Source organism: Rhizobacter sp. Root1221 (genome assembly GCF_001425785.1).
Lineage (GTDB): Bacteria > Pseudomonadota > Gammaproteobacteria > Burkholderiales > Burkholderiaceae_C > Rhizobacter.
The window spans coordinates 1-25,504 of the sequence record NZ_LMDI01000039.1 but is presented as its reverse complement, the minus strand read 5'-3'; the positions used below and the strand labels follow the sequence as shown (position 1 = coordinate 25,504).

The 25,504-nt window shown below is 69.9% G+C and carries 20 protein-coding genes; 6 read left to right on the top strand and 14 right to left on the bottom strand.

Annotated features, from left to right (window positions below; genetic code table 11):
• The first annotated feature begins 3 nt into the window (after window positions 1-3).
• Complete coding sequence (gene serB, locus ASC87_RS23300; RefSeq protein ID WP_056668259.1) at window positions 4-699, top strand: phosphoserine phosphatase SerB; 696 nt, start codon at window positions 4-6, stop codon at window positions 697-699.
• Between the two features lie 6 nt (window positions 700-705).
• On the opposite strand, the gene ASC87_RS23295 is transcribed toward serB, so the two are convergent.
• The 3 genes from ASC87_RS23295 to ASC87_RS23285 all read right to left on the bottom strand — a co-directional run bounded on the left by ASC87_RS23295 (window position 706) and on the right by ASC87_RS23285 (window position 3,747).
• Window positions 706-2,061: a lipopolysaccharide assembly protein LapB gene (locus tag ASC87_RS23295; protein ID WP_056668256.1), complete on the bottom strand. Its 1,356-nt coding sequence runs from the start codon at window positions 2,059-2,061 to the stop codon at window positions 706-708.
• A gap of 59 nt (window positions 2,062-2,120) precedes the next feature.
• Window positions 2,121-2,900: a MipA/OmpV family protein gene (locus ASC87_RS23290; protein ID WP_056668253.1), complete on the bottom strand. Its 780-nt coding sequence runs from the start codon at window positions 2,898-2,900 to the stop codon at window positions 2,121-2,123.
• A 124-nt stretch (window positions 2,901-3,024) separates the two neighbouring features.
• Window positions 3,025-3,747, bottom strand: a complete 723-nt coding sequence (locus ASC87_RS23285; RefSeq protein ID WP_056668250.1) for a hypothetical protein — start codon at window positions 3,745-3,747, stop codon at window positions 3,025-3,027.
• Window positions 3,748-4,109: 362 nt separating this feature from the next.
• On the opposite strand from ASC87_RS23285, the gene ASC87_RS23280 reads away from it, so the two are divergent.
• Window positions 4,110-4,769, top strand: coding sequence for a response regulator transcription factor (locus ASC87_RS23280; RefSeq protein ID WP_056668247.1), 660 nt, complete (start codon window positions 4,110-4,112; stop codon window positions 4,767-4,769).
• An 8-nt stretch (window positions 4,770-4,777) separates the two neighbouring features.
• Window positions 4,778-6,145 carry a HAMP domain-containing sensor histidine kinase gene (locus ASC87_RS23275; protein WP_235582261.1) on the top strand — a complete coding sequence of 456 codons (1,368 nt, stop codon included), beginning with the start codon at window positions 4,778-4,780 and terminating at the stop codon, window positions 6,143-6,145.
• 244 nt (window positions 6,146-6,389) lie between these two features.
• Here the strand turns inward: ASC87_RS23275 and ASC87_RS23270 are convergent, their stop codons facing one another.
• The 10 genes from ASC87_RS23270 to recC form a co-directional block, all read right to left on the bottom strand.
• Entirely contained in the window at window positions 6,390-6,785 is a 396-nt protein-coding gene (locus tag ASC87_RS23270) for a GFA family protein (RefSeq protein WP_056668240.1), read from the bottom strand.
• A gap of 76 nt (window positions 6,786-6,861) precedes the next feature.
• Window positions 6,862-8,022, bottom strand: coding sequence for an ABC transporter substrate-binding protein (locus ASC87_RS23265; protein WP_235582260.1), 1,161 nt, complete (start codon window positions 8,020-8,022; stop codon window positions 6,862-6,864).
• A gap of 424 nt (window positions 8,023-8,446) precedes the next feature.
• Window positions 8,447-10,324, bottom strand: a complete 1,878-nt coding sequence (locus tag ASC87_RS23260; protein ID WP_056668234.1) for a family 2A encapsulin nanocompartment cargo protein cysteine desulfurase — start codon at window positions 10,322-10,324, stop codon at window positions 8,447-8,449.
• An 8-nt stretch (window positions 10,325-10,332) separates the two neighbouring features.
• Window positions 10,333-11,274, bottom strand: coding sequence for a family 2A encapsulin nanocompartment shell protein (locus ASC87_RS23255; protein WP_056668231.1), 942 nt, complete (start codon window positions 11,272-11,274; stop codon window positions 10,333-10,335).
• Window positions 11,275-11,383: 109 nt separating this feature from the next.
• A complete protein-coding gene (locus ASC87_RS23250) occupies window positions 11,384-11,605 on the bottom strand; it encodes a helix-turn-helix domain-containing protein (RefSeq protein ID WP_056668229.1) in 222 nt (73 codons plus the stop codon).
• A gap of 25 nt (window positions 11,606-11,630) precedes the next feature.
• Entirely contained in the window at window positions 11,631-12,572 is a 942-nt protein-coding gene (gene epsC / locus ASC87_RS23245) for a serine O-acetyltransferase EpsC (RefSeq protein ID WP_235582259.1), read from the bottom strand.
• On the bottom strand, window positions 12,569-13,036 hold the full coding sequence (locus ASC87_RS23240; RefSeq protein ID WP_056668223.1) for a rhodanese-like domain-containing protein: 468 nt from the start codon (window positions 13,034-13,036) through the stop codon (window positions 12,569-12,571). The genes epsC and ASC87_RS23240 overlap by 4 nt, the downstream gene beginning before the upstream one ends.
• A 105-nt stretch (window positions 13,037-13,141) precedes the next feature.
• Window positions 13,142-15,118, bottom strand: coding sequence for an exodeoxyribonuclease V subunit alpha (gene recD, locus ASC87_RS23235; protein WP_082568882.1), 1,977 nt, complete (start codon window positions 15,116-15,118; stop codon window positions 13,142-13,144).
• Window positions 15,115-18,714: an exodeoxyribonuclease V subunit beta gene (recB, locus tag ASC87_RS23230; protein WP_056668222.1), complete on the bottom strand. Its 3,600-nt coding sequence runs from the start codon at window positions 18,712-18,714 to the stop codon at window positions 15,115-15,117. The genes recD and recB overlap by 4 nt, the downstream gene beginning before the upstream one ends.
• The gene (recC, locus tag ASC87_RS23225) at window positions 18,707-22,114 is read right to left on the bottom strand and encodes an exodeoxyribonuclease V subunit gamma (protein WP_056668219.1); all 3,408 of its coding nucleotides are present in this window, start codon (window positions 22,112-22,114) and stop codon (window positions 18,707-18,709) included. The genes recB and recC overlap by 8 nt, the downstream gene beginning before the upstream one ends.
• Window positions 22,115-22,240: 126 nt before the next feature.
• On the opposite strand from recC, the gene ASC87_RS23220 reads away from it, so the two are divergent.
• Complete coding sequence (locus ASC87_RS23220; protein ID WP_056668216.1) at window positions 22,241-22,624, top strand: hypothetical protein; 384 nt, start codon at window positions 22,241-22,243, stop codon at window positions 22,622-22,624.
• A gap of 49 nt (window positions 22,625-22,673) precedes the next feature.
• Here the strand turns inward: ASC87_RS23220 and ASC87_RS23215 are convergent, their stop codons facing one another.
• Complete coding sequence (locus tag ASC87_RS23215) at window positions 22,674-23,954, bottom strand: HipA domain-containing protein (RefSeq protein ID WP_162255199.1); 1,281 nt, start codon at window positions 23,952-23,954, stop codon at window positions 22,674-22,676.
• 229 nt (window positions 23,955-24,183) lie between these two features.
• Between ASC87_RS23215 and ASC87_RS23210 the strand changes: the two genes are divergently transcribed.
• Together ASC87_RS23210 and ASC87_RS23205 are read left to right on the top strand one after the other, a co-directional pair.
• Complete coding sequence (locus tag ASC87_RS23210) at window positions 24,184-24,588, top strand: hypothetical protein (RefSeq protein WP_056668209.1); 405 nt, start codon at window positions 24,184-24,186, stop codon at window positions 24,586-24,588.
• Between the two features lie 212 nt (window positions 24,589-24,800).
• Window positions 24,801-25,379 (top strand): hypothetical protein, encoded by a 579-nt coding sequence (locus ASC87_RS23205; protein ID WP_056668206.1) that lies wholly within the window; start codon window positions 24,801-24,803, stop codon window positions 25,377-25,379.
• Window positions 25,380-25,504: the final 125 nt, after the last annotated feature.

Genomic DNA, 25,504 nt, shown 5'->3' with positions numbered 1-25,504 from the left:
CCCATGACCACCGAACTGAGCCCCGGCCTCGTGATCCAGCGGTTCACCGCGCCCCTCCCGCTGAACCGCTTCAAGGTGATCGCGTTCGACATGGACTCGACACTCATCAACATCGAGTGCATCGACGAGATCGCCGACGCTGCCGGCAAGAAGGCCGAGGTGTCGGCCATCACCGAGGCCGCGATGCGCGGCGAGGTCACCGACTTCAAGGACAGCCTGCGCCGCCGCGTGGCGCTGCTGAAGGGGGTGCCCGCCACCTTCCTCGACCAGGTCTACACCGAGCGCCTGCGCCTGAACCCGGGGGCCGAGGTGCTGCTGGACGCGGTGCATGCCGCGGGCCTGCGCAGCCTGCTGGTCTCCGGCGGGTTCACGTTTTTTGCGGACCGCGTGCGCGACCGGCTGAAGATCCACCGCGCGCAGTCGAACGTGCTGGGCATCGAGGACGGGCTGCTGACCGGCGAGGTGATCGGCGGCATCGTCGACGGCGCCGAGAAGCAGCGCCAACTGCTGCGGGCCTGTGAAGAAGCGGGCTGCGCACCGGCCGAGTCCATCGCCGTGGGCGACGGTGCCAACGACCTGCCCATGATGGGCGCGGCCGGCCTGTCGGTGGCCTTTCACGCCAAGCCGAAGGTGCGCGAGCAGGCCATGGTGGCCATCAACAGCGGCGGGCTCGACCGGCTGCTCGAGGTGCTGCGCTGAGGTGAATCAGCGGGGGTGGATCGGGTGCCCCACGGGCAGCAGCACGAGGTGCAGCCCGGCCCCCGAGCGCACCACCTGCAGCGGCAGGTCCACCTGCGGGAACATCAGGCCCAGCACCACCCCTTCGCCCAGCAGTCTGGCGGCACGGGGTGGCAGCTGCGCCTTGGCACATCCCCGGTCGTCGACGAACCCCTTGACCGGCAGCAGTTCCACGTCACCCAGTGACGGGTACGCCACGAGCGTCCACGGCGTGTTGTAGGCGGTGTTGAAGGCCCGGCCGTAAACACCGCCCAGGTCGAGCCCGCACGCACGCAGCTGCAATGGGCGCTTCGGCAGCGGTGCGGCGGCCGTGCGCGCTTCGGCGAGGTAGCGGGCCCAGGCCAGCCGATGTTCGGGCGGGTGCAACACGTAGGTGTCGCCCTCGTCCAGTGCGCGCAGCTTCGCCATGCGGTCCACGCCCTGCGTCAGCTCGGCCATGTCCGGCGTGTAGCGCAGGCGGTCCTCCAGCAGGCGGATGGCCGGGCTCCGCGCGTCCGGCAGGCCCAGCAACGCGGCCTGTTCGTAGTGCACCAGCGCGCGGTCCCGGTGCTCGCGCTCGTCCATCCGCGCCAGGTGGTAGTGCGCCACGGCCACGCCTTGTGCGGCGGCGCGTTCGAACGCCGCACGCGCGCCGTCACGATCGCCCTCCTCGTGCAGCAGCACGCCATGGTTGGTCCACGACGGCGCGTGGCCCTGGTCCATCCCCACCTGCAGCCACTGGGCGGCGCGTTGGCGCAGCGCGGGCAGGTCGAAGGCCTTGTCCTCCGGCGGCACCGCGTTGCGCGCGAACTGCCACGCCTGCAGGTACTGCCGCGATGCCTCGAACGCTTCGGCCACGTCGGAAGACTGGGCGAAGGCCCGCGCGTAGTAGTCGCCGGCCCGGCCTGCGGCGGCCACCGGCTCGCGCAGGAAGAACCGCGTGCCCGGGATCTCGGGCGAATGGGCCCGTCCGAGGTTGTGCAGCGTGGGCATCTGCAGCCCGCGCGCCAGCGCTTCGTCGAGCAAGGTGATGGCCTCGCCACGCTGGCCAGCGGCGAGCGCCATCAGGCCGAGGTTGTGGCTGGCGCGGGCCGAGCCCTTGGCCCGGGCCTCGCCGTACAACGCGCGGGCGCGTGCCGGGTCGGCTTCCACACCCACGCCCAGGTGATAGGCCTTGCCCAGAAGGAACAGCGCCTCGGTGTCGCCACGTGCCGCGGCCGCCTCTGCTTCAGCGAAGAACCGGGGTTTGTCAGGGCCGTTGAAGGCATCTTCGAGCGGCGAGGCCCCGGCCATGCCGGCCAGGCCCCACAGCACCAAGGCGGCCCAACGGCGCCGGAACGTCATGCGAATGGTCGTCTCCTGGAGGTGCGCCACCCTTGGCGCACCCGGGACTATCGCATGAGTCAGAAGCGGTACATGTACCCCAACCGCACGCCACCCTCGGTGGAACGATCGACGAGCGGGCTGTCGGTGATGCCGCTGCCCAGGCGCGTGACACTCATGTCCACGAACATGATGTGCCGCTGGGCGAGCACATGTCCCACACGCAGCCCCGCCTCCAGGTTCACGGTGCCTTCGCCGCCGTAGGCCGGCCGGTCGGCGAGGACCTCGCTGCCCTTCACCCCGTAGTAGTAGTCGACGTACTTGCCGTTGAGGCCGATGGCGGCCACGCGCGGCGTGATGTCAGTGGCGCCGAACTGGAAGCGGTGATCGGCCTGCAGCTTGAACATCGCGCCCTTGCTGTGGTCCGACACGTCACCCAGCAGTTCGGCCGACAGGTTGGCGATGGGGTTGCGCCACATCGCGGCACCGCCGAGCCAGACGCTGCCCTTGCGCTTGTCCATGCCGGCCAGGTACGGGGAGTCGTCGGCCTCGTAGCCTTCGCCCGCGTACTGCAAGCGCACGCGGAACGACAGGTCGCCCACCGGGGGCAGCTTGAAGTCGAGGCGGGGGCCCATCAGGCTCAACCACGAACTCTCGTAGCTGATCAGCGGGAACACCATCGCCTTGTTGTCGAAGTCGCGGTAGGCCTTCTTGCCAAAGCCGGTGATCAGGCCAAGGCCCCACCCCGGGGGCGCTTCCTGCGCCTGCACCGCCGGCAGGCACAGCGTGGCGGCGGCAGCCACGAGGGCCGGCCGGAGCCAGCGGGAACGGGGGAACCGTTTAACGGCGGTGAGCGTCATCGTCAATGTCCTCATGAGAATGAAAGGGTCGCACGGCAGTGTTGCGCAACCCACCGGGGAGGACTGTAGAAACCCTGACTTAGCGCAGCGTTAGGAACCGCCGCCACGTTTGACCAGGCCGGGATCAGATCAGTGATGCCCACTGCCCACCGTGAAACAGGTAGAGGTCCTTCGGCCCCATCGAGACCACGCCCCCATCGCCGGGCATCAGCCGCAGGCAACTGGTGGGACGGTCGGTGGTCTTGAAGCGTGTGTCCGGCACGAGGGTTTCGCCGTCGAGGCACAGGATGCGAAAGTCGCTGACCACGAACACGTTGCCGTCGAACGCGCAGACATCCTGCAGGCTCTCCTGCCGGCCGGCGTCGAACACCGCCCAGACATCGCCCCGGCCGCGCACCAGGGTGCCGCCATCGCCCACCACGTAGACCCATCCGTCGGGCGCGCAGCATACGGCGTTCAGGTTCGCCGATACCGGGCTGTCGATGCGCCGCCACGCGCCCTGCTCGCACACCCAGATCTCGCCTCCCCAGCCGACGGCGTACATCTCGTCCGTCGAGTAGCCGGCCATGTCTTCGAAGCCGATGATGCCCGTCTCGTCCGCGCCGAGTGGCGGCCCGATGGGTTGCCAGACACCGGGACCATCGCGCCGCAGCACCTCGCGCCCCATGCCGCAGGCGAAGATGACGTCGCCGATGGCGGCCAGCGACGCCAGCGGGAACTGCGCCTCGCGGATTTCTCCGACCGTTTCGGTGACCGTCTGCGTGTCGGCTTCCCACACGTCCTTGTCGGCGCCAATGAAGACGAGCGTGCGGTTCTGGCCGGCGGGCTTGATGGTGGCCGATGCCACCGCCGGCCAGCCAACCGACGTCGGGAACTTCGACCAGGCACCGGCATCGAGCCCGAGGATGGTCGAGTTGCCGACTCGCTGGCCGGACAGTTCGTCCGCCTGCTTTGCGACGAAACAAAGATCGTGGAAGGGCGCGCAATGCCATTGGCGAATACCGGATTTCCCATGTTGGCCCTAGCTGATCCCGGCGTCGTGCCCGACACGGGCGGAACCGCGGGCGATCACCGCAAGCGACGAGGTAGCGCGTCGAAAGTGAGGTTGGTCACATGCACCGCACCCTGCCCTGCCCTGCCCTCTCGCTCATGCTCACCTCAGAAAAGAACGCTACGCTCGCGGCCTGAGGGGTTTTTTCGGGAGACGGGGTGCGCGCGCTGCTGGTGGAAGACGACGACATGATCGGGCAGAGCCTGCGCCATGCGCTGGCCGCCGCCGGCTGGTCGGTGGACTGGGTGCGCGACGGTGGCCAGGCCCATGCCGCGATGACCGACGGCGGCTACGCGTGCGTGCTGCTCGACCTGGGCCTGCCCACGCTCGACGGCCTGGAAGTGCTGCGCCGCGCCCGCGCCCGGGGCGACCTGACCCCGGTGGTGGTGCTGACCGCCCGTGACGCCCTCGACGACCGTGTGCAAGGCCTCGACATCGGCGCCGACGACTACCTGCCCAAGCCGTTCCAGGTCAGCGAACTGCTGGCCCGCATGCGTGCCGTGGTGCGCCGCCGCAGCGGGGCCGCTCAATCGGTGCTCGGCGCACCGGGGCTGCAGCTCGACATGGCCACGCGAGAGGTGCTGCGCGACGGCGCGCGTGATGCGCTGACGGCCCGGGAGTTCGCGCTGCTGCACGCGCTGCTGGAGCGTCCCGGCGCCATCCTGTCGCGCGAGCAGCTGGAGAAGCGCATCTATGGCTGGGGCGAAGAAGTCACCAGCAACGCGGTCGACGTGCTGATCCACGGCATGCGCCGCAAGCTCGGGGCGGACGCCATCCGCAACGTGCGCGGCCTGGGCTGGCGGGTGGCCGCGGCATGACGGCGCCGGTGAAATCCGGGCCACCGCGCTGGTACCGGCCCCGCTCGCTGCGCGGCAAGCTGCTGATCTGGCTGGTGCCGCTGTACCTGGTCATGGCCCTGTTGTCGGGCGTTGCAAGCTGCTTCCGCTACGAAGCCCTCATCCATCGATTCATGGACGAGCTGATGGAAACGCTCGCGTACTCCCATGCGGCGGGCCGCATCGAGGACATCGCGCCGTTGCCCGTGGTCAGCTGGCGCAGCGCGCACGAAAACGGAGCCGTCATCGTGCAACTCTGGACGCAGGATGGCCGACTCATCACTTCATCCCGTTTCGACGCGGCCGTGTCGCTGCAGGCCACGCCCGGTCACCACGTCGTGGCCGACGAGCAGGACAAGGACCAGGTCTGGCGTGTCTTCACGGCCCCGCCGGGCATCCGTGCCTCCCAACCCCGCGTCCAGGTGCTGCAGAGCGAGCGGTTCACGAAAAAAGAAGTGGCGAGGCGGGCTTTTTTCGCGGCGGCGCCCGTCGCCTTGCTGGTGCCGGTGACGCTGCTGGTGCTCTGGCTGGTGGTGGCCCGCACCTCGCGATCGTTGCGCACCGTGGCAGACGACGTCGCGCGCCGGGACGACGGCAACCTCGACGAGATCCCCGCGTCACAGGTACCGGAGGAACTCGCGCCGCTGGTGGGTGCGTTCAACACGCTGCTCGCGCGGTTGCAACGGGCGTTCGTGGCCCAGTGCCGCTTCGTGCAGGATGCGGCGCACGAGTTGCGCACCCCGATGACCGCGGTGGCGCTCCAGATGGAGAACCTCCGGGCGTGCGTCCCCGACGGCCAGGCCCGCGACCAGCTGGCTCAGTTGGAGGCCGGCATGCACCGGGCCCATCACCTGGTGGAGCAGCTGCTGCGCCTGTCGCGCCAGGACGTCCCGGCCACGCCACCGCCCACCGACCCGGTCGACCTCACGGCCCTGCTGCGCGAGAGCGTCGGGCAGTGCATGGCACTCGCCGACCGGCGCCGCATCGAGGTGGGGTTCGACGGGCAGGTGGCACCGGTGTTCCGGGCCTCGGTGAGCGACCTGCGAAGCGTCTTCGACAACCTCCTCGACAACGCCTTGCGCTACACCCCCGAAGGTGGCGAGATCGAGGTCCGGGTGCACACCGCGGACGGCCGCGCGGTGGTAGACGTGGTGGACAGCGGTCCGGGGCTGCCCCATCACATGCTCGAGCGGGTCTTCGACCGCTTCTTCCGCATGCCGGGGGCGCCGTCCGGTGGCAGTGGCCTGGGCCTTGCCATCACCCGCGCGGCCGCACTGCGCCAGGGGCTGAGCGTGGAGTTGCGCGCCCGGGACGACGGCGTCCCGGGGCTGGTGGCGCGGGTCCACCTGCCCGGGTGAGCCAGGTGCTCATGGGTGGCTACCCGCTTTTGTTCCGCCACCCGCAACAAGGTGTTGGGTCGCGCGCTATTTTTTTCGCGCCGGTCCCCGCCTAAAGTAAATACAGGTCGACTCGACCTGCCCACGCCCACCGAATGGAACCGCCATGAACCTGCTCCATCGCAACCAGCTCGTTGCCGCCACCGTGGCCCTCGCGGTGGCCAGCGCCTACCTGCTTGTCGCCACGCCGGGCATCATCTGACCGTCAGGTCTCGTCGAACTGAGGCAGGTCGTCGGTGATGTCGAACCACGGCGCCTTGCTGGCCACGTGGACGTGGCGGGTGGCCTTGACACCAGGATCGGTATCGAGCGTGCCGAGCGGGAAACCCAGCACGGCCGGATGCGCGTCGAACTTCGTGAAGAGGCTCGACCCGCAGTGGCCGCAGAAGGCCTTGTGTTCGCCGGGTGATGATTCGTACAACCGGATCTCGTCCGCACCCGACAGCGTGGTCCAGTCTTTCGTGGCCACCCGGGCGCGCGTGCGGAACGCCGCGGCGTGCAGCTTGCGGCACATCGAGCAGTGGCAGTTGAGCAGGTCGGTCAACGGGCCGTCAATCTGGTAAGTGACACGCCTGCACAGGCAGCTTCCTTGCAACAACATTCATGGGCTCCATCCCGGAGAAGACCGGTGGCGGAGATTGTCGCAGCTGCTCGCTGGAACCCGCCCGCAGCGTCGCCTACCGGCACTCGTCCCAGTACCAATCAGGATTCCCCAGCAGCGGCGTGGCGATCCGCTTGAGCGACGGGCGGCCCTTCGCGTCCTTCGCAACAACGAAGACGTGCCCGTCCTGAATCGGGAAACCGTTGCGCAGAAGCCTGAAGCCACTGCGCACCGACGGAAAGCGGGCGTCGTTGAGTGCGTTGCGCAGGGTATCGAAATCGGCGACAGAGCCCTTGGTCTCCTTCAACGCGCTGTCGATCAACAGCGCCGCATCGAAACTTTGCGCGGCGTATTGCGATGGGATCCGCCCGTGCTTCTTTTCGAAGGCCTCAACGAAAGCCTTGCTAGTCGGGCTCGGCAGGTCGGGGCCCCAGACCGCGCCGGCCAGCACATTGAGCGCGGCATCCTTGAGCAGCGGCAGTGTCGTGCCGTCGACCGTGCCCCCCGTCAGCAGGGGCACCTTGTTCAGGAGGCCCGAGCGATTCATCTGCTGGATGAAGTTGACGCCCATGTCGCCCGGCAAGAAGGCCACCACCGCATCGGGCGCGACGCGCTGGATTTGCGCCAGCGCTGCCGCGTAGTCGGTCTGGTGGGGCTGGACGTGGATCTCGCTGACCACCTCGCCCGAGTAGTAGCGCTTGAAGCCCCGCAGCTGGTCCTTGCCCCATGGGCTGTCGGGCGCCAGGAACAGCGTCTTCCAGTAGCGCTTGTCGACCGCGTACCGTCCCACAATCTGGGCCTGGTACTCGTCCTGATACGAGGTGAAGACGAACTTGATGTTGCACTGCTTGCCGGCAATCGGCGCGGGGCCGGCATTCGAGCCGACGAACAGAATGCGCGATCTGACCATCGGCTTGGCCATGGCCATCATCACGTCGGAGAAGGTCACGCCGGTGATGAAGGTTACCTTGTCTTTCTCGATCAGGCGCTGCGCCAGCTGCGCCCCGAGGTCAGGGTTGTGTTGGTCGTCTTCCTTGATGACCGTCACGGGGACGCCGCCGAGCATTCCTTGCCGTTGCTCGACCGCCAGCATGAAGCCGTCGTACTGTTCCTGCCCGAGCGCTGCCCCCGGCCCGGACAACGTGCCGACGAATCCGATCTTTACCTGTGCGGAAGCGGCCAGTACCGTGGCGCCCAAGGCGCAGGTCACGAGGACAGAGCGGATGCGATGGATCAAGGTGTTCCTTGTAGGTGAGTCGGGCGAGTGGCAAACGCTCGCGGCCGACGACTCGCCTATTGCACCACGCCGGCGGTCGGCTGCCGGGACTCAACTCTTGGCCACCAGTGGGCCGGTGTTCGCCCACTGCTGTCCGGGGAAAATCTCGGGTCATCCCGGTGAAAACCGGGACCCACTGGACGCATGGGCTCGAGCGTGTGATGCAGAGCAGGTGTTGCCTGCAGCGGGCCCAAACGTTCCACGCTGTCGAGAGAAGCGTTGAGGCGGGGGTATCAGGCCAGATGTGACCGGAACGTCGCCGCGCCTGGCCGCAGTGGGTCCCGGCGTTCGCCGGGATGACCCGAGATTTTCCCCGGACAGCAGTGGGCGTTCGCCGGGATGACCCGAGATCTTCCCCAGACAGCAGTGCCCGCAGGCCCGCGATCTACCGCCGCGCCGCCGACAAGCGCCGCACCACCGTCACCAGCCGGTCCACCTCTTCGCACGTGTTGTAGAACGCGAGCGACGGACGCACCGTGGTCTCCAGGCCGAAGCGCCGCAGGATGGGCTGGGCGCAGTGGTGCCCGGTGCGCACCGCGATGCCCTCCTGGTTCAGCGCCTTGCCCACCTCCTCGGTGGTGTAGCCGTCGAGCACGAACGACAGCACGCTGGCCTTGTCCTTCGCCGTGCCCACCAGCCGCACGCCCGGGATGGGCTTGACGTGGTGGGTGGCGTAGTCGAGCAACGCATGTTCGTAGCGGCCGATGTTCTCGATGCCGATGCGTTCCACGTACTCCAGCGCCGCGCCCAGCCCCACCGCGTCGGCGATGTTGCCCGTGCCGGCCTCGAACCGCGTGGGCGGTGCGTGGTACACGGTGCGCTCGAAGGTCACGTCGGCGATCATGTTGCCACCGCCCTGCCACGGCGGCATGTCGGCGAGCACGTCACGCTTGCCGTACACCACGCCAATGCCGGTGGGGCCGAAGATCTTGTGGCCCGAGAGCACGAAGAAGTCGGCGTCGAGCGCGCGCACATCCACTTTCATGTGCGACACCGACTGCGCGCCATCCACCAGCGCGCGGGCGCCGGCCCGGTGGGCCATCTCGACGATTTCCCGCACCGGCACCACGGTGCCCAGCGCGTTCGACACCTGGGTCACCGACACGATCTTCGTGCGGTCGTTCAGCAGCTTCTGGTACTCGTCCAGCAGCACCTGCCCCGAGTCGTCCACCGGGATGACACGGATCTTCGCGCCCTTCTCGGACGCGAGCTGCTGCCACGGCACGATGTTCGCGTGGTGCTCGAGGTGCGACACGATGATCTCGTCGCCCGGCCCGATGTGCTTCGCGCCCCAGCTCTTGGCCACGAGGTTGATGGCCTCGGTGGTGCCCCGCACGAAGATGATCTCCTCGGTGGACGACGCGCCGATGAACCGGCGCACCGTCTCGCGGGCCTTCTCGTAGGCATCGGTGGCCCGCGCGGCCAGCTCGTGCGCGGCGCGGTGGATGTTCGAGTTCTCGTGGGCGTAGAAGTACGCGATGCGGTCGATCACCGACTGCGGCTTGTGCGTGGTGGCCGCGTTGTCGAACCACACCAGCTGCCGGCCGTTGACCCGCTCCTGCAGGATCGGGAAGTCACGCCGCACCGCATGCACGTCGAACGGCGGGTGAGCCGACGACGACGCCTGCGGGATTTCGCGCCCGTTGTGCGTTCGCTCCGCCGAGGTGTCGATGAAGTAGAACGGCGCGCCGGCCGGTTCCGCCGGCAGCGTGGCGCGGCGCGGTTCTTCCGACAGCAGACCGCGCAACACGTCGTTGCCCGGCAGCCCGAAGGACTGCGTGGTGACACGGTCGTCCACGGGCACGTCCACCGCGTCGCGGCCGGGGATGCCACCGCCATCGAGGAAGTAGTACGGGGCGGCGGCCGCCGGCACCGGTGGCACACCGATCGCATGGGTGCCGGCGCGCCCGTCGTAGGCCGGAGCGGCGCTCAGCAGGTGATCGGGCACGGCGTTGGGCGCCTGCGCGTGGGGCCGCAATGCGGGCGCCGAAGCCAACATGTTCGCGGGCGCCTGGGGCGAGGTGGGCACCAGGTTCGCCCCAGGCGGCACGGCACCGAACGGCACCGCCGCCGGCGTGGCCGGCCCGGTCACGCCCGGGGGCAACGACAGGCCGGCCGGGTGCGGGTTCGCCGGCACGGGCACCCCACCCGCGGCCGACAGACCGGGCAAGGCAGAGAAGAGTTCACCGGCCAGCCGCGCAATGGCGGCCGGGTCCGGCAGGCCCGGCGGCAAGCCCGGGCTCAGCACGTCGGAGGTCGACATGGGTCAGATCACTTGTAGGTGTCCGGGTACTCGTGGTACTTGCCCACCTCGACGTCCTCGAGCACGGCCAGCGCATCCGGCGTCTGCACGGCCAGGGAGCAGTACAGCGAGATCAGGTACGACGAGATGGCGCTGCGGTTGATGCCCATGAAACGCACCGACAGGCCCGGGCTCTGCTCACCCGCGAGGCCCGGCTGGTACAGGCCCACCACACCCTGGCGCTTCTCGCCGACACGCAGCAGCAGCACCTTGGTCTTGCCGTCGGCCACCGGCACCTTGTCGGACGGGATCAGCGGAATACCGCGCCACGTCAGGAACTGCGAACCGAAGAGGCTCACGGTGGGCGGCGGCACGCCGCGGCGCGTGCACTCGCGGCCGAAGGCGGCGATGGCCAGCGGGTGGGTCAGGAAAAACGCGGGCTCCTTCCACACCTTCGTCAGCAGCTCGTCGAAGTCGTCGGGCGTGGGGGCACCGGTGAGCGGGTACACGATCTGGTCGGGGTGGACGCTGGCGAGCAGGCCGTAGTCGGCGTTGTTGATCAGCTCGCTCTCCTGCTTTTCCTTGATCGTCTCGATCGTGAGGCGCAGCTGTTCCTTGATCTGGTCGTGCGGGCTGCTGTACAGGTCCGACACGCGGGTGTGCACGTCGAGCACGGTGCTCACCGAGTTCAGGAAGTACTCGCGCGGCTGTTCCTCGTAGTCGACGAACGTGGTGGGCAGCTCGGCCTCGTCGCGCTTGGCGCACAGCACCTGCACGTCCTGCGGGTTGCGCACCTGGTTCAGGCGGTAGATGCCCGCCTCGACCGGCAGCCACTGCAGCAGGTGTGTCAGCCAGCGCGGGCTGATGACGGACAGGATCGGCGCGGTCTTGGTCGCGTTGGCAAGCTGGCGGGCGGCGTTGTCGCCGAGGGCGCGTTGGTCCGGCGCGGACACGGGCTGATGGTCTGCCATGGGATCTCCAGTAGAAGAAAAACGAATGTCGATGGACGAAAAACAACTAAGGCAAGTGTCGAGTTCCGGCGCCGGCCCATCAACCGGCTATAGCCACCAAGCCATGAATTCAGCCCGTGACGGGCGCTTCGCAATGGGAGATGAGTTCGGACAACGAGACCTCGAGGGCCTGGGCCAGCTTCGCCGCGGTGGCGAGCGACGGCATCGCGGTGGCGCGCTCGATTTCGCCCATGTACGACCGGTTCAGCGCCGCGTGCCCGGCCAGCCGCTCCTGCGACCAGCCCTTCGATTCACGCAACCGCCGCACGGCCGCGCCGAAACGCTCCCCCATCGATTCCACCGTGTCCTCCACCTTGTCAGAGCACCGTGCGCCCGGCGTCCGGGTCGTCCCGCGAGCCCTCCCGCGATTGCGCCTGCGTGATGCGGCTGCCCGGAGGCACGCTGCGCGTGAGCCACACGTTGCCGCCGATGGCCGACCCGCGGCCGATCGTCACGCGCCCGAGGATCGTGGCGCCGGCGTAGATCACCACCTCGTCCTCCACGATCGGGTGGCGTGCGCCCCCCTTCTGCAGATGGCCGTCGTCGTCCGTCACGAACCGCTTGGCGCCCAGCGTCACCGCCTGGTACAGGCGCACATTGCTGCCGATCTCCGCCGTCTCGCCGATCACGACGCCGGTGCCGTGGTCGATGAAGAATCCGGGCCCAATGCGTGCACCGGGGTGGATGTCGATGCCCGTCTCGCCGTGGGCCAGTTCGGCCACGATGCGTGCGAGCAGCGGCACGCCGAGCACATGCAACTGGTGCGCCAATCGGTGGTGGATGACCGCATGGATGCCGGGATAGCAGAGCAGCACCTCGTCGACGCTGTGCGCGGCCGGGTCACCGCGGTAGGCGGCCAGCACGTCGCTGTCGAGCAGCTCGCGGATGGACGGCAGCGCGGCGCCAAACGACCGCACCACGTCGACTGCACGCGCCTCGGTGGTGGCACCGGGTTCGCTGCCCTGGCGGGCGTGGTACCGCAGCTCGAGCTGCACCTGCGTGAGCAGCGCGCCGAGCGTGACGTCGAGCGTGTGGCCGACGTAGTAGTCCTCGTTTTCCTGGCGCAGGTCGGGCGGGCCCAGCCGCATCGGGAACAGGGCCCCGCGCAGCGCGGACACGATGGCCGACAGCGCTTCGCGCGACGGCAGCTCGCGGCCGGTGGCCTCGCGCGGGCGGTGTTGCCCATCGCGCCAGCGTTCCCGCGCGGACCGCAGCTGCGCGACGATGTCGGCCAGCCCCGGGGTGACCGCGGCGCTCACTCCTGCACCCACGGCAGGCCCCGGAAGCGCCAGCCGTCTGCCGTGCCGCGGTGGTTGTCGGCGTCGAGCTCCCCTTCGAATCCTTCGAGCACGTTGAACGCGTTGGCAAAGCCCGCCTTGGTGGCCGCTTCCGCCGCCAGCGCCGAACGCTTGCCGCTGCGGCACAACAGCAGCACCACCTGGTCGTGGCCCACCTTGGCCTCGAGCTCGCGCACGAAACGCGGGTTGCGCGTCAACGCGGTGCCGCTGGCCCAGGCCACGTGCACGGCGCCGGGCACCTGGCCCACGAACTTGCGCTCCTCGCCGCTGCGCACGTCGACGATGACGGCCTCGCCGGCCTGGAACAGGGCCCACGCGTCCGCGGGCGGAAGGCTGCCGGCGTATGGCTGGCCGATGTCACGCGCCGCGGCGCGGGCCCGCTTGAGCGCGGGGTGGAGGGACAGGGCTTCTGCTGCGATGGACATGGCGCCACGGGCCTTTCGTCTGTGCTGGACACAAACGACAGGTTAGGGACATGCCCCCCGCGCAGGAACGAACCGATGCGCCGGTCGATATATGAAAACCGTTGGTCAGCCCGCCAGGACGTCGAGCAGCCCGCTGTAGCGGCGGGTCTGCTGGGCCAGCGCCTCGGCAAATGCCCGTTCGCGCCCGGTCACCAGCGTGAAGCGCTTGCGCGCCCGGGTGATGCCCGTGTACACCAGCTCGCGCGTGAGCACCCGGCTCGGTGTTTCGGGCAGCACCAGCACGGTGTGCTCGAACTCGGACCCCTGGGACTTGTGCACCGTCATGGCGAAGGCCGTCTCCACGTCGGGCAGCCGGCTCACGCCCACCGACCGCACCGCGTCCCCTTCGAGGAAGTACACCCGCAGCGGCGCACCCTCCCCCGGCGCCCGCAGCGCGATGCCGATGTCCCCGTTGAAGACCCCCGCGCTCGCGATGTTGCGGGTGACCATGACCGGCCGGCCCTCGTACCACTCGCCGCGCGGCGACAGCAGCTTCTGCTGTGCCAGCGCCGCGAGCACGGCCTCGTTCAGGCCGGCCACGCCCCACTCGCCTTCGCGCACGGCGCACAGCAGGCGGAAGCGGTCGAAGGCCGTCAGCACGGCGTGCGCCCAGGCCGCGTGCTGTTCGTCGGCAGCAGGCCGGTCGCGCAGCAGGTCGAGGCACGGGCGGTAGCCCGCCACCGCGAGCCGCACCGCGCCGTGGGCCGAGGTGTCGGACACCCACGCCAGTTCGCCGGCATGGCGCGCGTCGCGCAGCAGCACCGTGGCCCGCGCCGTGGCGCCTTCGTTCACCGCCAGCGCGAGCTGGCCGATGGCGCCTTCGAAGCGCCGGCTTTCGCGCAGCATCACGGTCTGCTGCGCCAGCGCGGGACCACCGCCCGCGTACGCATCGGGCAGGCGCTGGCCCGACACGGCCTCGGCATAGCGCCGTGTCTCGGTGTCGTAGCGGCCCTCTTCGGCGCCGCGGCACAGGTCGCCCAGCACCGCCCCGGCCTCGACGGACGCGAGCTGGTCCTTGTCGCCCAGCAGCACGATGCGGGCGTTCGGCGGCAACGCGTCGAGCAGCGACGCCATCATCTCCAGGTGCACCATCGACGCCTCGTCCACGAGCAGCACGTCCACGTCGAGCGGGTGTGCGGCGTCGTGCTGCAGCCGGCGCGTGTCGGGCCGGGCGCCCAGCAGCGAATGCAGCGTGCGGGCGCTTTCCAGGTGGGAGACCCAGTCGGTGAGCGGCAAGGTGTCACCCACCTTCGCCTGCAGGTCGGCCAGGGCGGTGGAGATGGACTGCTTGAGCCTCGCCGCGGCCTTGCCGGTGGGTGCGGCCAGCGCGATGCGCAACCGCGCCGGGGCCGGGTCCACGGCCCACAGCAGCGCGAGCAGGCGGGCCGCGGTGTAGGTCTTGCCGGTGCCGGGGCCTCCGGTGATCACCGACAGCCGCGCACGCAGCGCCACCGCGCAGGCAAACTTCTGCCAGTCGAAGGCCGGCGCGGGCGGGAACAACGCGTCGAGCCAGCGGCGGGCCACGGCTTCGTCCACCGTGTCGTGCGCGGCCACGCGGCGGGCCACCTGGCGGCCCACCCGCTGCTCGTCGAGCCAGTAGCGCCGCAAGTACAGCCGCTCGCCCGACAGCACGAGCGGTTCGCTGCCGGCGGCCTCGTGGCCCACCACCGGGCTGCTGCGCAGTGCAGCCAACCAGTGGGCCGTCTGCCGCGGCAGGCGCGCCGCCACGGTGTCCCAGGCTTCCAGCGCCAGGTCGGTCCAGCCCAGCAACTCGTGCGCGCGCGACACCAGTTCGTCGACCACGAGGCACGTGTGCCCGCGCCCTTCCATGTGCACGAGCATCGCGGCGGCCATCAGCACCGGCGCGGGGTCGTGGGGCGCCCGTTCGGCCATGAAGCGGGCGAACATGTGGTCGAGGTGGCGCACGGATCCGGCGTCCGCCCACGCCTTCAGCGCGGCCAGCGCCTCGGCGCCCGACAGCGGCGGGCGCTTCTCCGGCGGCAGCAGGTCGTCGAACGCGTCCATCTGGATGCCCGGGGTCATCGCACGCCCTCCGCCAGGCTGCCGAACGCATCGTCGAGCGCGTCGAGGAATTCCGGGTGCGCCGGCACGTGGCAGCAACCCGACGCCGGCCCGTGGATTCCCCGCAGGAACAGGTAGACGGCGCCACCGAGGTGTTCGGCCGGATCGTAGGCCGCGCCGAGGCGGATCTTCAGCAGCCGGTGCAGCGCCAGCAGGTACAGCGCGGCCTGCACGTCATACCGGTGTTCGGCCATCGAGGCCTCCAGCGCGCCGCGGGTGTAGTCGGCGTCGCGGGTGCCGAGGGCGTTGGACTTGTAGTCGAGCACCCAGTACTTCCCGCCGTGGAAAAACACGAGGTCGGCGAAACCCATCAGCATGCCGCGCAACTCGCGCTCGGGCAGCGCGGGCCGGGCGATGCCACCCAGCAGGTGCTCGCGGCAGAGGCGGTCCACCTCGCCGGTGGCCAAGGCGTCGCTCGGGAACCAGAATTCCATTTCGGGCAGGCGTCCGGCCAGCGCGTCGAGCGCGGCGCCCACCGGCGGCAGCGGACGCGACACCACGTCGCCGAGCCACGCCACCACGTCGTCGGCGCGGTGGCCCCAGCCCTGCCGGTCGCAGCGCTTGCGCAGGCGGTCCTGCAGCCGCTCGGACGCGGCCAGGCCGAACTGTTCCTCGGCCAGCCACTCGAGCTGGTCGTGCAGGAAGTTGCCCGGCAACGCGCCCCGCGGGAACGTGTGCCAGGGCTGCGTGGCGGCGGCGGGCACCGCGGTGTTGCGGTCGGCGGACGCGAGCACCTCGTCCTCGCGCACCACGCCGGCCAGCGGCGGCATGGGCGCGTGCGCAATGTGCCGCACCATCGACGAGAAGCTGCCCACCGACCAGCGGCGCTCGAAGCGCGCGGCATAGGGCACCGGGGTCACGAGGGGCACGTCCTGGTCGTGGCGGCGCAGCGGGGTGCGGGCCGGCGCGGCGTTCACCGGCTCGGCCAGCACCTCGCCATGGCCCGACGCCAGCGCATCCACCGCGGCCACGAGGCCATCTTCGGTGACGGGGCTGCCGCCGGCGGCGAGGTAACCGAACGCGCTGCGGTGGGCCACGCACACCTTGTCCTGCTGCAGCGCCGCCACCCCCACCCACAGCGCATGGCGCGCGCGGGTGAGCGCCACGTAGAGCAGCCGCAGGTCTTCCTGCAGCCGCTCGCGTTCGGCGAGGGCGACCACCTCGCCGGACGGCTCCAGGTGCAGCTCGCGCTCGCCGTTCGCGCCCATCACGCTCACCGCGGCCGGGCCGCGCGGCCGCGCCGACCGCACCGCGGTGGCAAACGGCAGCAGCACCACCGGATACTCGAGGCCCTTGGACTTGTGCACGGTGATGACCTTGACCAGGTCCGCATCGCTTTCGAGGCGCACGATCTGTTCGTCGGCCCCGTCGGCCCCGTCCGCGATGCGTTCGGCGAGCCAGCGCACCAGCGCGTGTTCGTTGTCGAGGTGGGTGCTGGCCGCCTGCAGCAGCTCGGCGAGGTGCAGGTAGTTGGTGAGGCGCCGTTCGCCGTCGGGCATCGCGAGCCAGCGCGACGGCAGCGACAGCACGTGCAGCGTCTGGCGCAGCATGGTCAGCACGCCCTGCCCCAGCCACGTGCGGTGCAGTTCGCGCAGGTCTTCGGTGCGCTGGTCGAACACGGTGTCGTCGTCGGCCAGCGTGGCCAGTTCATCGAGCGACCGGGCCATGGTGACGGTGGCGAGTGCGGCGCGCACCAGGTGGGCGTCGAGCGGTTCGGCCACGGCGCGCAGCCAGCGCAGCAGGTCGGCGGCCTCGGGGCTCGCGAACACCGAGTGGCGGTCGGACAGGAACACCGACGACACCCCGCGGCGGCGCAGTTCGCGGCGCACCGCCTCGGCCTCCTGGCCGGTGCGCACGAGCACCGCGATGTCGGCCGGGCGCAGGCGCACGAACCCCTCGCTGCCACCTTCGAAACCGGCCTCCGGGTCGTTGAGCCACGTGACGATGCGTTCGGCGCTGGCCGCCGCGAACCGGCGCTGGCTGGTCTTGCCGTCGAGCAGTTCACCGTCGAGGCACAGCGTGACCGCCGGCACCGGCCCATCCGACGTGCGCAGGTGTTCTTCGCGCCCGCGGGCCTTGACGGGCAGGAACGGCAGCGGGTGATCGCCGCGCGCGCGCAGCAGGAACGCCCCCGGGCCGTCGCGCCCTTCCGCCAGCTCGAACAGGTGGTTCACCGCGGCCACCAGCCCGCCGGTGGAACGGTGGTTGGTGTCGAGCACGTAGTGCCGCCCCTCGGTGGCACGGCGCGCCAGCAGGTAGCTGTGGATGTCGGCGCCACGGAACCCGTAGATGGACTGCTTGGGGTCGCCGATCAGCAGCAGCGCGGTGGCCGGGTCGTTGGCCGCCGTGCGGTACAGGCGGTCGAACAGGCGGTACTGCACCGGTGACGTGTCCTGGAACTCGTCGATCAGCGCCACCGGGTACTGCGTGGCGATGCGCTCTCGCAGGCGCTCGCCGTTGGGTCCGGCCAGCGCCACGTCCAGGCGGTCCAGCATGTCGTCGAACCCGAACCGGCCGGACTGGCGCTTGAGCCACTGCAGCCGTTGCCCCACGTGCGCCGCCGCGTGCAGCCGGATGGCGGGAGACCAGCCGGGCAGCGCCATCAGTTCGCCGAAGGCCTCGAACTCGGCGGGCAGGTCAAGGGGCTCCGCCCCCTTCCAGACCTCGCGCAGGCCGTCCGGCGTGAGGCGTTCGGCGCCCTTCTTGACTGCCGCGCGCAGCGCGTCCGGCGTGCCGGCCCACTGGGCCAGCGCGTCGAGCCACGGATTGAACCAGCTGGGCCGCAGCCGCTTGCCGTCCACGTGCTTGAGGTCGCACTGGGCCTGCAGCCAGTGGCGCATGACCGCCACGCGCGCGGGCCAGTCGCCCTTCTGGGCCACGAAGGCCGCCGACAGGCGATCCACCAGGGCCCCGAGCGGTTCGGCGGCCGGGGCGCCCTGCGGGTGGCGCAGCAGGTTGCGCACGTCGGCGCCCAGGGCGTCCACGTCCTTCCACACCGACAGCACCACCTCCAGCTGGGCGGCCGACAGCGGGTACAGGTGCTGGCGCCAGTAGTCGCGCACCGCCTCGTCGCGCAGCGTGCTGTCGTCGGGCACCAGTTCCTCGTCGAAGAGGCTGCCGCTGTCGAACGCGTGTTCGCGCAACATGCGCTGGCACCACGCGTCGATGGTGAACACGGCGGCATCGTCCATGCCCTCGGCCGCGGCACCCAGCCGCCAGGCCGCGGCGGCACGCGCCGGCCCCTCGGGGTATTCGGCGAGCAGGTCGGCCAGCAGCGGGTCGCCCGGCGGCGCGTCGCCGCGGAAGCAGCGGGCCGCCTCCAGCAGGCGCGACCGGATGCGGTCCGACAGTTCTCGGGTGGCGGCGCGGGTGAACGTCAGCACGAGCACCTCGGACGGCGCCAGCGGCCGCTGGAACGCCGCGCCGTCGGCGCCATGGCCCAGCACCAGCCGCAGGTACAACGCCGCGATGGTCCAGGTCTTGCCGGTGCCGGCACTGGCCTCGATCAGGCGGCTGCCCCACAGCGGGAGGGACAGCGCGGCGAGCGGCTCACTCATCACCGTCTCCTGCCGTGTCGTGGCGGGTCACCGCCACCGAGTGGCCGATCCACCGGGCCATGGGGCCGTACAGCTGTTCGGCGAGCCGTTCGAAGCGGCCATCGGCCACGAGGGTTTCGAAATCGGGGTAGGTGCGGGCGAGGCAGGTGTCGGCGGCTTCGCCGGGCGCAAACCCGCCGTCGTACACCGCGGCGGCCTGGGAGGCGTCGGCCACGAACGCCAGCGCCGTGCGGGCCGCCACCGGCAGCGGCTCGGCCATGCCGGCACGCCACACGTCGATCAACTCACCCAGCAAGGCCTGCGCCTCGGCCTGCCCCACCGGCTGCACCACCACGGACGCATCGCGCGCCACGATCACCCCGCCCACCGGCGCACCACAGGCGCCGGCCGCCAGCGACCGGACCCACGCCCGCATCAGCTGGTCGGGCCGCGGCGCGGGCGCGCGGAACGACTTGCCCTGCAACACGCGGTTGGGCAGCAGCTCGCTCCAGACCGTGTGCGTGCCGTTGGTGCGCAGGCCATCGAGCCAGTCTTCCAGCACCACCCCCTGGTGTTCATGGCGCAGCGGCACCTTCGGCGCGGGCAGCGGGTGGTCGGCCATCACGTCGCGCCAGCGCACCAGCATGGGGGCCACGTCGTCCACCAGCTGGGCCTGGCGGCGCACGCCCAATGCGCCGATGGGCAGGCGGCCGGCGCGCCGCAACGCATCCACCCGGCGCGTCAGGGCCTCGCCGGGATCGGCGTCACCCGCGTCGGCGATCAGTTCACGCACCAGCTGGTATTCCTCGAGGCCCCCGATGGCAAAGGCCTCTTCGTCATCCGCCGCGGCATCGCGGTCGGAAAACACCACCCCCAGCCTGCGCCGGAAAAACTCGCGCACCGGGTGGCGCAGGAACGCCACGAGGGTGTCGAGCGTGAGCGCCGCGCCGCGTTCGAACGCCACCGGCACGAACGCCGCGGTGCCACCGGCCTGGGCGTCGTGGGCGGCCCGCCATTCGCGGGCGTGGGTGAAGAGGTCGCCCCCCTCGAAGTAGCGGCGGCTGAACGGCTGCAGCGGGTGTTCCGTGGTGCGGGCGCCCAGCACGTCGCCGGTCCAGCCCGCGGCCAGGTAGTCGCGGAACTGGGACACCAGCACCGACGGCGGCAGCTCGCTGTTGTCGCGCACGTTGCGGCCCGTCCAGCTGATGTAGAGCACGCGGCGTGCGGACAGCACGGCCTCGAGCATCAGCTGGCGGTCGTCGTCGCGGCGCGACCGGTCGCCGGGCCGCGTCTGGCCCGGCAGGCCCATGAGGTCGAAGTCGCTGCGCGGGCTGGCGCGGGGGTAGTCGCCGTCGTTCATGCCCAGCAGGCACACCACCTCGAAAGGGATGGACCGCATGGGCATCAGCGTGCAGAACGTGACCCCGCCGCCCAGGAAACGGCGGCCGAGGCCCGGCTCGTCGAGCCCCGACAGCCACGCCTCGCGCACCGCGGCCAGCGGCACGCGTTCGTGGAAGCCCGCGGTGTCGCACGCTTCCAGCCAGCGGCGCAGCGCGTCGTCGAGCGCGGCCACGGTGACCCGGTCGCGTTCGTCGTCCGCATCGATCAGCCCGGTCATCAGCGCACGCAGGCGTTCGGCCCATTCGGTGGGGGTCACCGGCATCACGGCCGATTGCCACCAGCCCGTCAGCGCGTCCACCAGCGCGGCCAGCGAGCCCGCCAGCGCCGCTTCCAGGCCGCCCACTTCCGGGTAGGGTTCGATGCCGTCGAACGGCGTGCCCGCGGCCACGAGGCCGCTCGCGTACCCGAGCAACATGCGCCGCAGGCCGAAGAGCCAGGTGTTCTGCTCGCCGCAGGCTTCGAGGCCCAGGTCGGCGCGCTGCGCCTCGTGAAGCCCCCACCGCACACCCGCGCCCGACATCCACGCGGTGAGCTGCGGCAGGTCGGTGTCGGTCAGCCGGAAACGGTTCGCGATGGCCGGCACGTCCAGCAGGTCGCGCACGTCGTTCAGGCGGCAGCGTTCCTGAGGCAGGCGCATCAGCCAGTCCACCGCCACCACCAGCGGGTTGGTGCCGCGGTCGTTCACGTCGGCGATGTCGAACGGGATGAAACGCGCGTCCCCCCGGCTGTACTGGCCGAACACCGCGCGGATGGCCGGTGCGAGGGTCTCCACGTCGGGCACCATCACGACGATGTCGCGCGGGTGCAGCGGCGTGTCGCCCGGCGCGGCGAGCAGTGCCAGCAGCTGGTCGTGCAACACCTCCACCTCGCGCTGGCCGCCGTGGGCCACGTGGAAGACGATGGAGCGGTCGGCCGGCAACGCCGCCAACGGCGGGTGTTCGGCGAGCGGCACCAGGTCGCGCACGCGGGCCTGCACCTGGGACAGCAGCGTGTCGCCATCGGTTTCGTCGAACAGGTCGATGCGGGGGATGGCGAACCGGCGGCGTGCCGCTTCGTCGTCGAACGCGTCGAGCTGGCGGATGAAATCCCCTCCCTGACGCCCCCACGCGGCCAGCAGCGGGTGGCCGTGCAGGTGCATGTCTTCCAGCGGCACTTCGGCCAGGTCGCGCCCGAGCTTCAGCGGGTGCCGGCGCTGCGGCACGCGCAACGCGGCGCGGTTCTGGAGGATGTCGGCCCAGTGGAAGCGGCACGGGTTGGGCACCGCCAGCAGCACCTGGGCACGCTGCGACAGCGCCGCGAGTACCTCCATGGTCTGCGTGGGCACGTGCGACATGCCGAACAGCACCACCCGGCGCGCAAGCGGTGCCGCGGTGGGGGTGTCACCCGCCATGGCCGCGACGAACCGGCGGTGCAACTGGGGCCGGATGCCCGCCAGTTCACCGGCGGTCAGCGTGCCCAGCAGCTCGCGCCACAGCGCGGGCTGCCACGCCTGGTCGGCCGGCACGGGCAGCGCCAGTGCCTGCCCGTTGGGCAGCACGTCGCGGCCGTTCGCCCAGGCGTCGAGCCAGTCGCTGCGGTAGACCTGGTACTGGTCGAACAAGTCGGCGAGCCGCTGGCACAGCTGCAGCCGGCGCACCACGTCGTCACCGTGGAGGAAACGGGCGAGCGGCTCGAACCCCTCGCGCCCGAGCAGCGCCGGCACCTGGGCCATCAGGCGCCACGTGAGTGCCGTCTTGTCGAATGGGGAGACGGGCGGCACCGCGTCGCGGCCCAGGGCCTGGCGGAACGTGCGCCACATGAAGCGCGCCGGCAGTTCCACCCGCGTGGCCGCACACACCCCCAGGCGCTGGGCGAGCGCCATCTTGAGCCATTCCGCCACCCCGTTGCTCTGCACGAGGAACACCTCTTCCTCGAGCGGCGCCAGCGGCTGGCGCTGGATCCACTCGAACAGGGCGTCGCGCAGCAGTTCGGCGCGGTTACCGTGCAGGACCAGCAGGCCGGGCTGGACGTCGGAGGTCATGGGCGGGTTACGGGAGACGGCATGGGGGTGGACGGGGCAACGCGCATTCTCGGCGATGTGGGCGGTCCGAGTATCCATGCACCCTGGGTCGCCAGGTGAGCCAGGCGACGGGGCTATGCTCCGCGCATGCGACCCGAAACCTTCGTCACGCTGTTCATCGCCGGCACCGGCCTGGTGGTGGTGGGCGCCATCGTCGCCGTGGTGGTGGTCGTGGTGCGGGCGCTGCCGAAGCGCAAACGCCCGCCCCGCCCCGCCGGCCGGCCGCGGTTTGCCACCACCGACAGCGAGCCGACGGTGCGCCGCGCGTCGTTCTCCGACACCATTCCGTCGTCGGGCAGCAGCGCGAGCGGTGGCAGTTTCGTGCCCGCCTTCCTTGGCGCCGCGGCGGTGGCCGTGGGCGACGCGTTGCTGCCCGAGACCGACCACAGCTCGGACGATGGCGGGGACAGCGACTCGTCGTCATCCAGCGATTCGGACTCCTCGTCGTCCAGCAGCAGCGACAGCGACTGAACGCCAGCGAGCGAAATTGCTCACGGGCGACCCGCCTCATGACGCGCGCTCAGCCGGGAAGCAGCGGCGCCACGAACGCCCGAGCCTTCAGCAGATTGGTCTGCGCCAGTTCGCGCATCTCGCGGGACAGCGGCGCCTCCAGCGCTTCGGTCATCGCCGCCTTCCAGAACTGCTCCGCGGCCTTGGCTGCCTGGCTCCACACCTCGGGCTTGGCGCCGATCGTGCCCACGTTGGGCTGGATGGGCGTCAGGTCCGGGTCCACGCCGCCGCCGATCGACGCGTAGCGCATGGGCAGGATGTCGTAGGCGGGCGCGATGCCGGCGTACTCGCCGTCCTCCCTGACGAGCACGGAGATGTTCTCGAAGTGCCGGTCGCTATTGCCGATGAGCTCGCTGAAGGCGGCCATGACGTCCACGCGGCGAGCATCCTCGGCGGAGAGATACCGGGCGTGCTCGCACCGCGCGGCGAACTCGGGCCATGAATCGCGCGCGCCGAAAAACTCATCGTCCACGGCGCCGGCCGAGAGCATGCCGATCCGCCCGGTGAGCCCGACGCGATCGAAGCGTTGGACCTCCAGGAAGACGAAGTCGCCGGCAGCGAGCAACCGGGTCTTGCTCGCGGGCACGCCGACTTCGCCCAAGGCCTTCAGCGCCAGGTGCTCGAGCGGGAGCAACTCGGCCATGCGGCTGCCGACCTTCGCGAACTTCACGATGACGTGCCCCATGCCTTCGGTCAACCACAGGAACTTTGGCTGCTCGCCGCCGGCGCTGGAGCCGTACGCAGTGCTCCGCAGCGCCGTGGCCATGCCAACGTAGTGGGCCAGCCTCTCGTCGTCAGGCGTCCGGTTGAGGCCCAGGAACTCCATCTCCCGCTGCAACGGCATGTCGCCGAACACCAGGTTGCCGGGCAGGTTCAGGCCCTGTGTGAAGAGGTAGGCGACGCGGTGATCGTCGCCCCAGTCCCTGAGGCTGGTCGGAAACCCGTGGATCTTGGCCGCCTCGTGGGCCAGCTGGCGGCCCATGAAACCGGATGGCGCCGCGAAGAGCAGGTACGGCGGCAGCCCGTCGTACATGCGCGCGATCCCGTCGATGCGCTCCAGCGTGGCGCCGCCGACCAGGAATTCGACATCGGCGAAGGGTGCGATGTGGCCTGTGCGCAGGTGGCGGTAGATCTTCTGCCGGGGGTTGAGGCCCAGCGGCAGCGAGCGCAGCAGCGCGTACCTAGGGGTGCGGTCGCCCGACACCCTGAACATCGTCACCGTCGTTGCCAGTTGGCGAATAGTTCGTGACAGCGTCGGCTGACTCACGCCCAGGGTGTCCTGGAGCGCCATGGAAGTCCTTGCGCCCAGGTGCAATGCGCGCTCGATCTCTTGGGAGAGATCGACGCTGGATCGGCGGGGCGCTGAGGCCATTTGCATTTTTTGTGAATAGTTCGATGCATTATATGGCGACACCCAGGAATGCACCAGGCCAGGGCCGTGCCCGCCCGCCCACTGCTGTCAGACAAGACGGGACGCAGCGACGTGGCACGATGCACAAACTTTTCCTGCACCGTCCCCGATGAACACGCTGCACGTCTACAAGCTCGCGATCCAGAGTTCCTACACCAACAACACTGAAGAGGCCGCCGATCCCGAGCACTTCGACACGGTTCAGTGGTGGGTCACCACCGACGGTGCCTGGCGCATCCGAACCTTTGCGGCCGACAATGATGTGCACCTGCATCACGTCCAGGCCCCCGTGGAGGTGGATGTCCTGCGCGAGACCACGCAGCGCAACTACGAGGACGTGATCGCCGATGCGTTCCAGATCGATCTGCCGGACCTGCAGGATGCCGACGCCATCACCCTTGCGATGGGCGCGTTCGGAGGCGCGACCGCGCTGGAGATTGATCGCAACGGAGCGCGGTTCGCATTCTGGAATCCGCTGAGGCTGAGCTTTGCCAGCCAGAGTGAGCCCGAATGAGTGGTGCAGCGCGCAGTTGTCAACAGGGCTGCCACGTGATCGATCGGCCCGTGCGTTCACCCTTCCCTGAAACGATCCCCCGCTGCGTAGCGGAAGTGGCCGCCGCCTCAGTGAGAAACATGAATCGGTAGAGCCACTCCCGAAGTGCCCGAGAAGATGACGATCCCGCGGCTATGCTGTTCGCTGCTTAGCCCATTCCCACGGACGCCCCGATGCGCTACGAGTTTTCTGAAGTCCTGAACGATCTGATGGACTACTTCCTCCTCGGCGACCTGCTGCTGCTGAAACGCTTCAAGGACGACCACCGACTCGCCGACGACCTGGCCAACGAACTCGTGACCAACGACAGCGGCGATAGAGCCGTGCTCGATGGCATCCTGATTCCACTCAAAGGCGTCGAGAACCATCCCTACACCATCATCTTCACTCTCGACGATGCCACTCCGGAGCTGCTTGCTCCGGGCAGCCGCCTGCAGCATCGGCGCGGCGGCTATGCGCTGCAAGTCGAGCATGGCTGCGTACAGCTTTATACCTGGCGCATCCTGCAAAACTTCACGCCCTACGCGCTCGATCAACTACTTGCACGCTATCGGGAAGCGCGACGGCCGATGGTCGAAGTCGAGAACGGCTGGTACGAGGTGGAAATCCTGGGCGGTGAGGTGCATCGAAACGGGTCGTTCGAGCCCGCGTTCGAGTTTGTGTTGAAGAAAGCAGACCTGCCGGTAGATGCCTCAGGGGTAGATATCAGCTATTGCTTTGCTGTGCAGATGAGCGCCGGGCCTGTGCTGTAGAAGTCGAAGTCGGCACCGGACAACACCGCTAGCTGTGAAGGTTCAATAGGTTGTTGCGGGTGTTCACCCGGAGAGGTTTTGAGAGACTGGCATTCGCCAAAACCCCAGTCCAACTCATAGCCCGG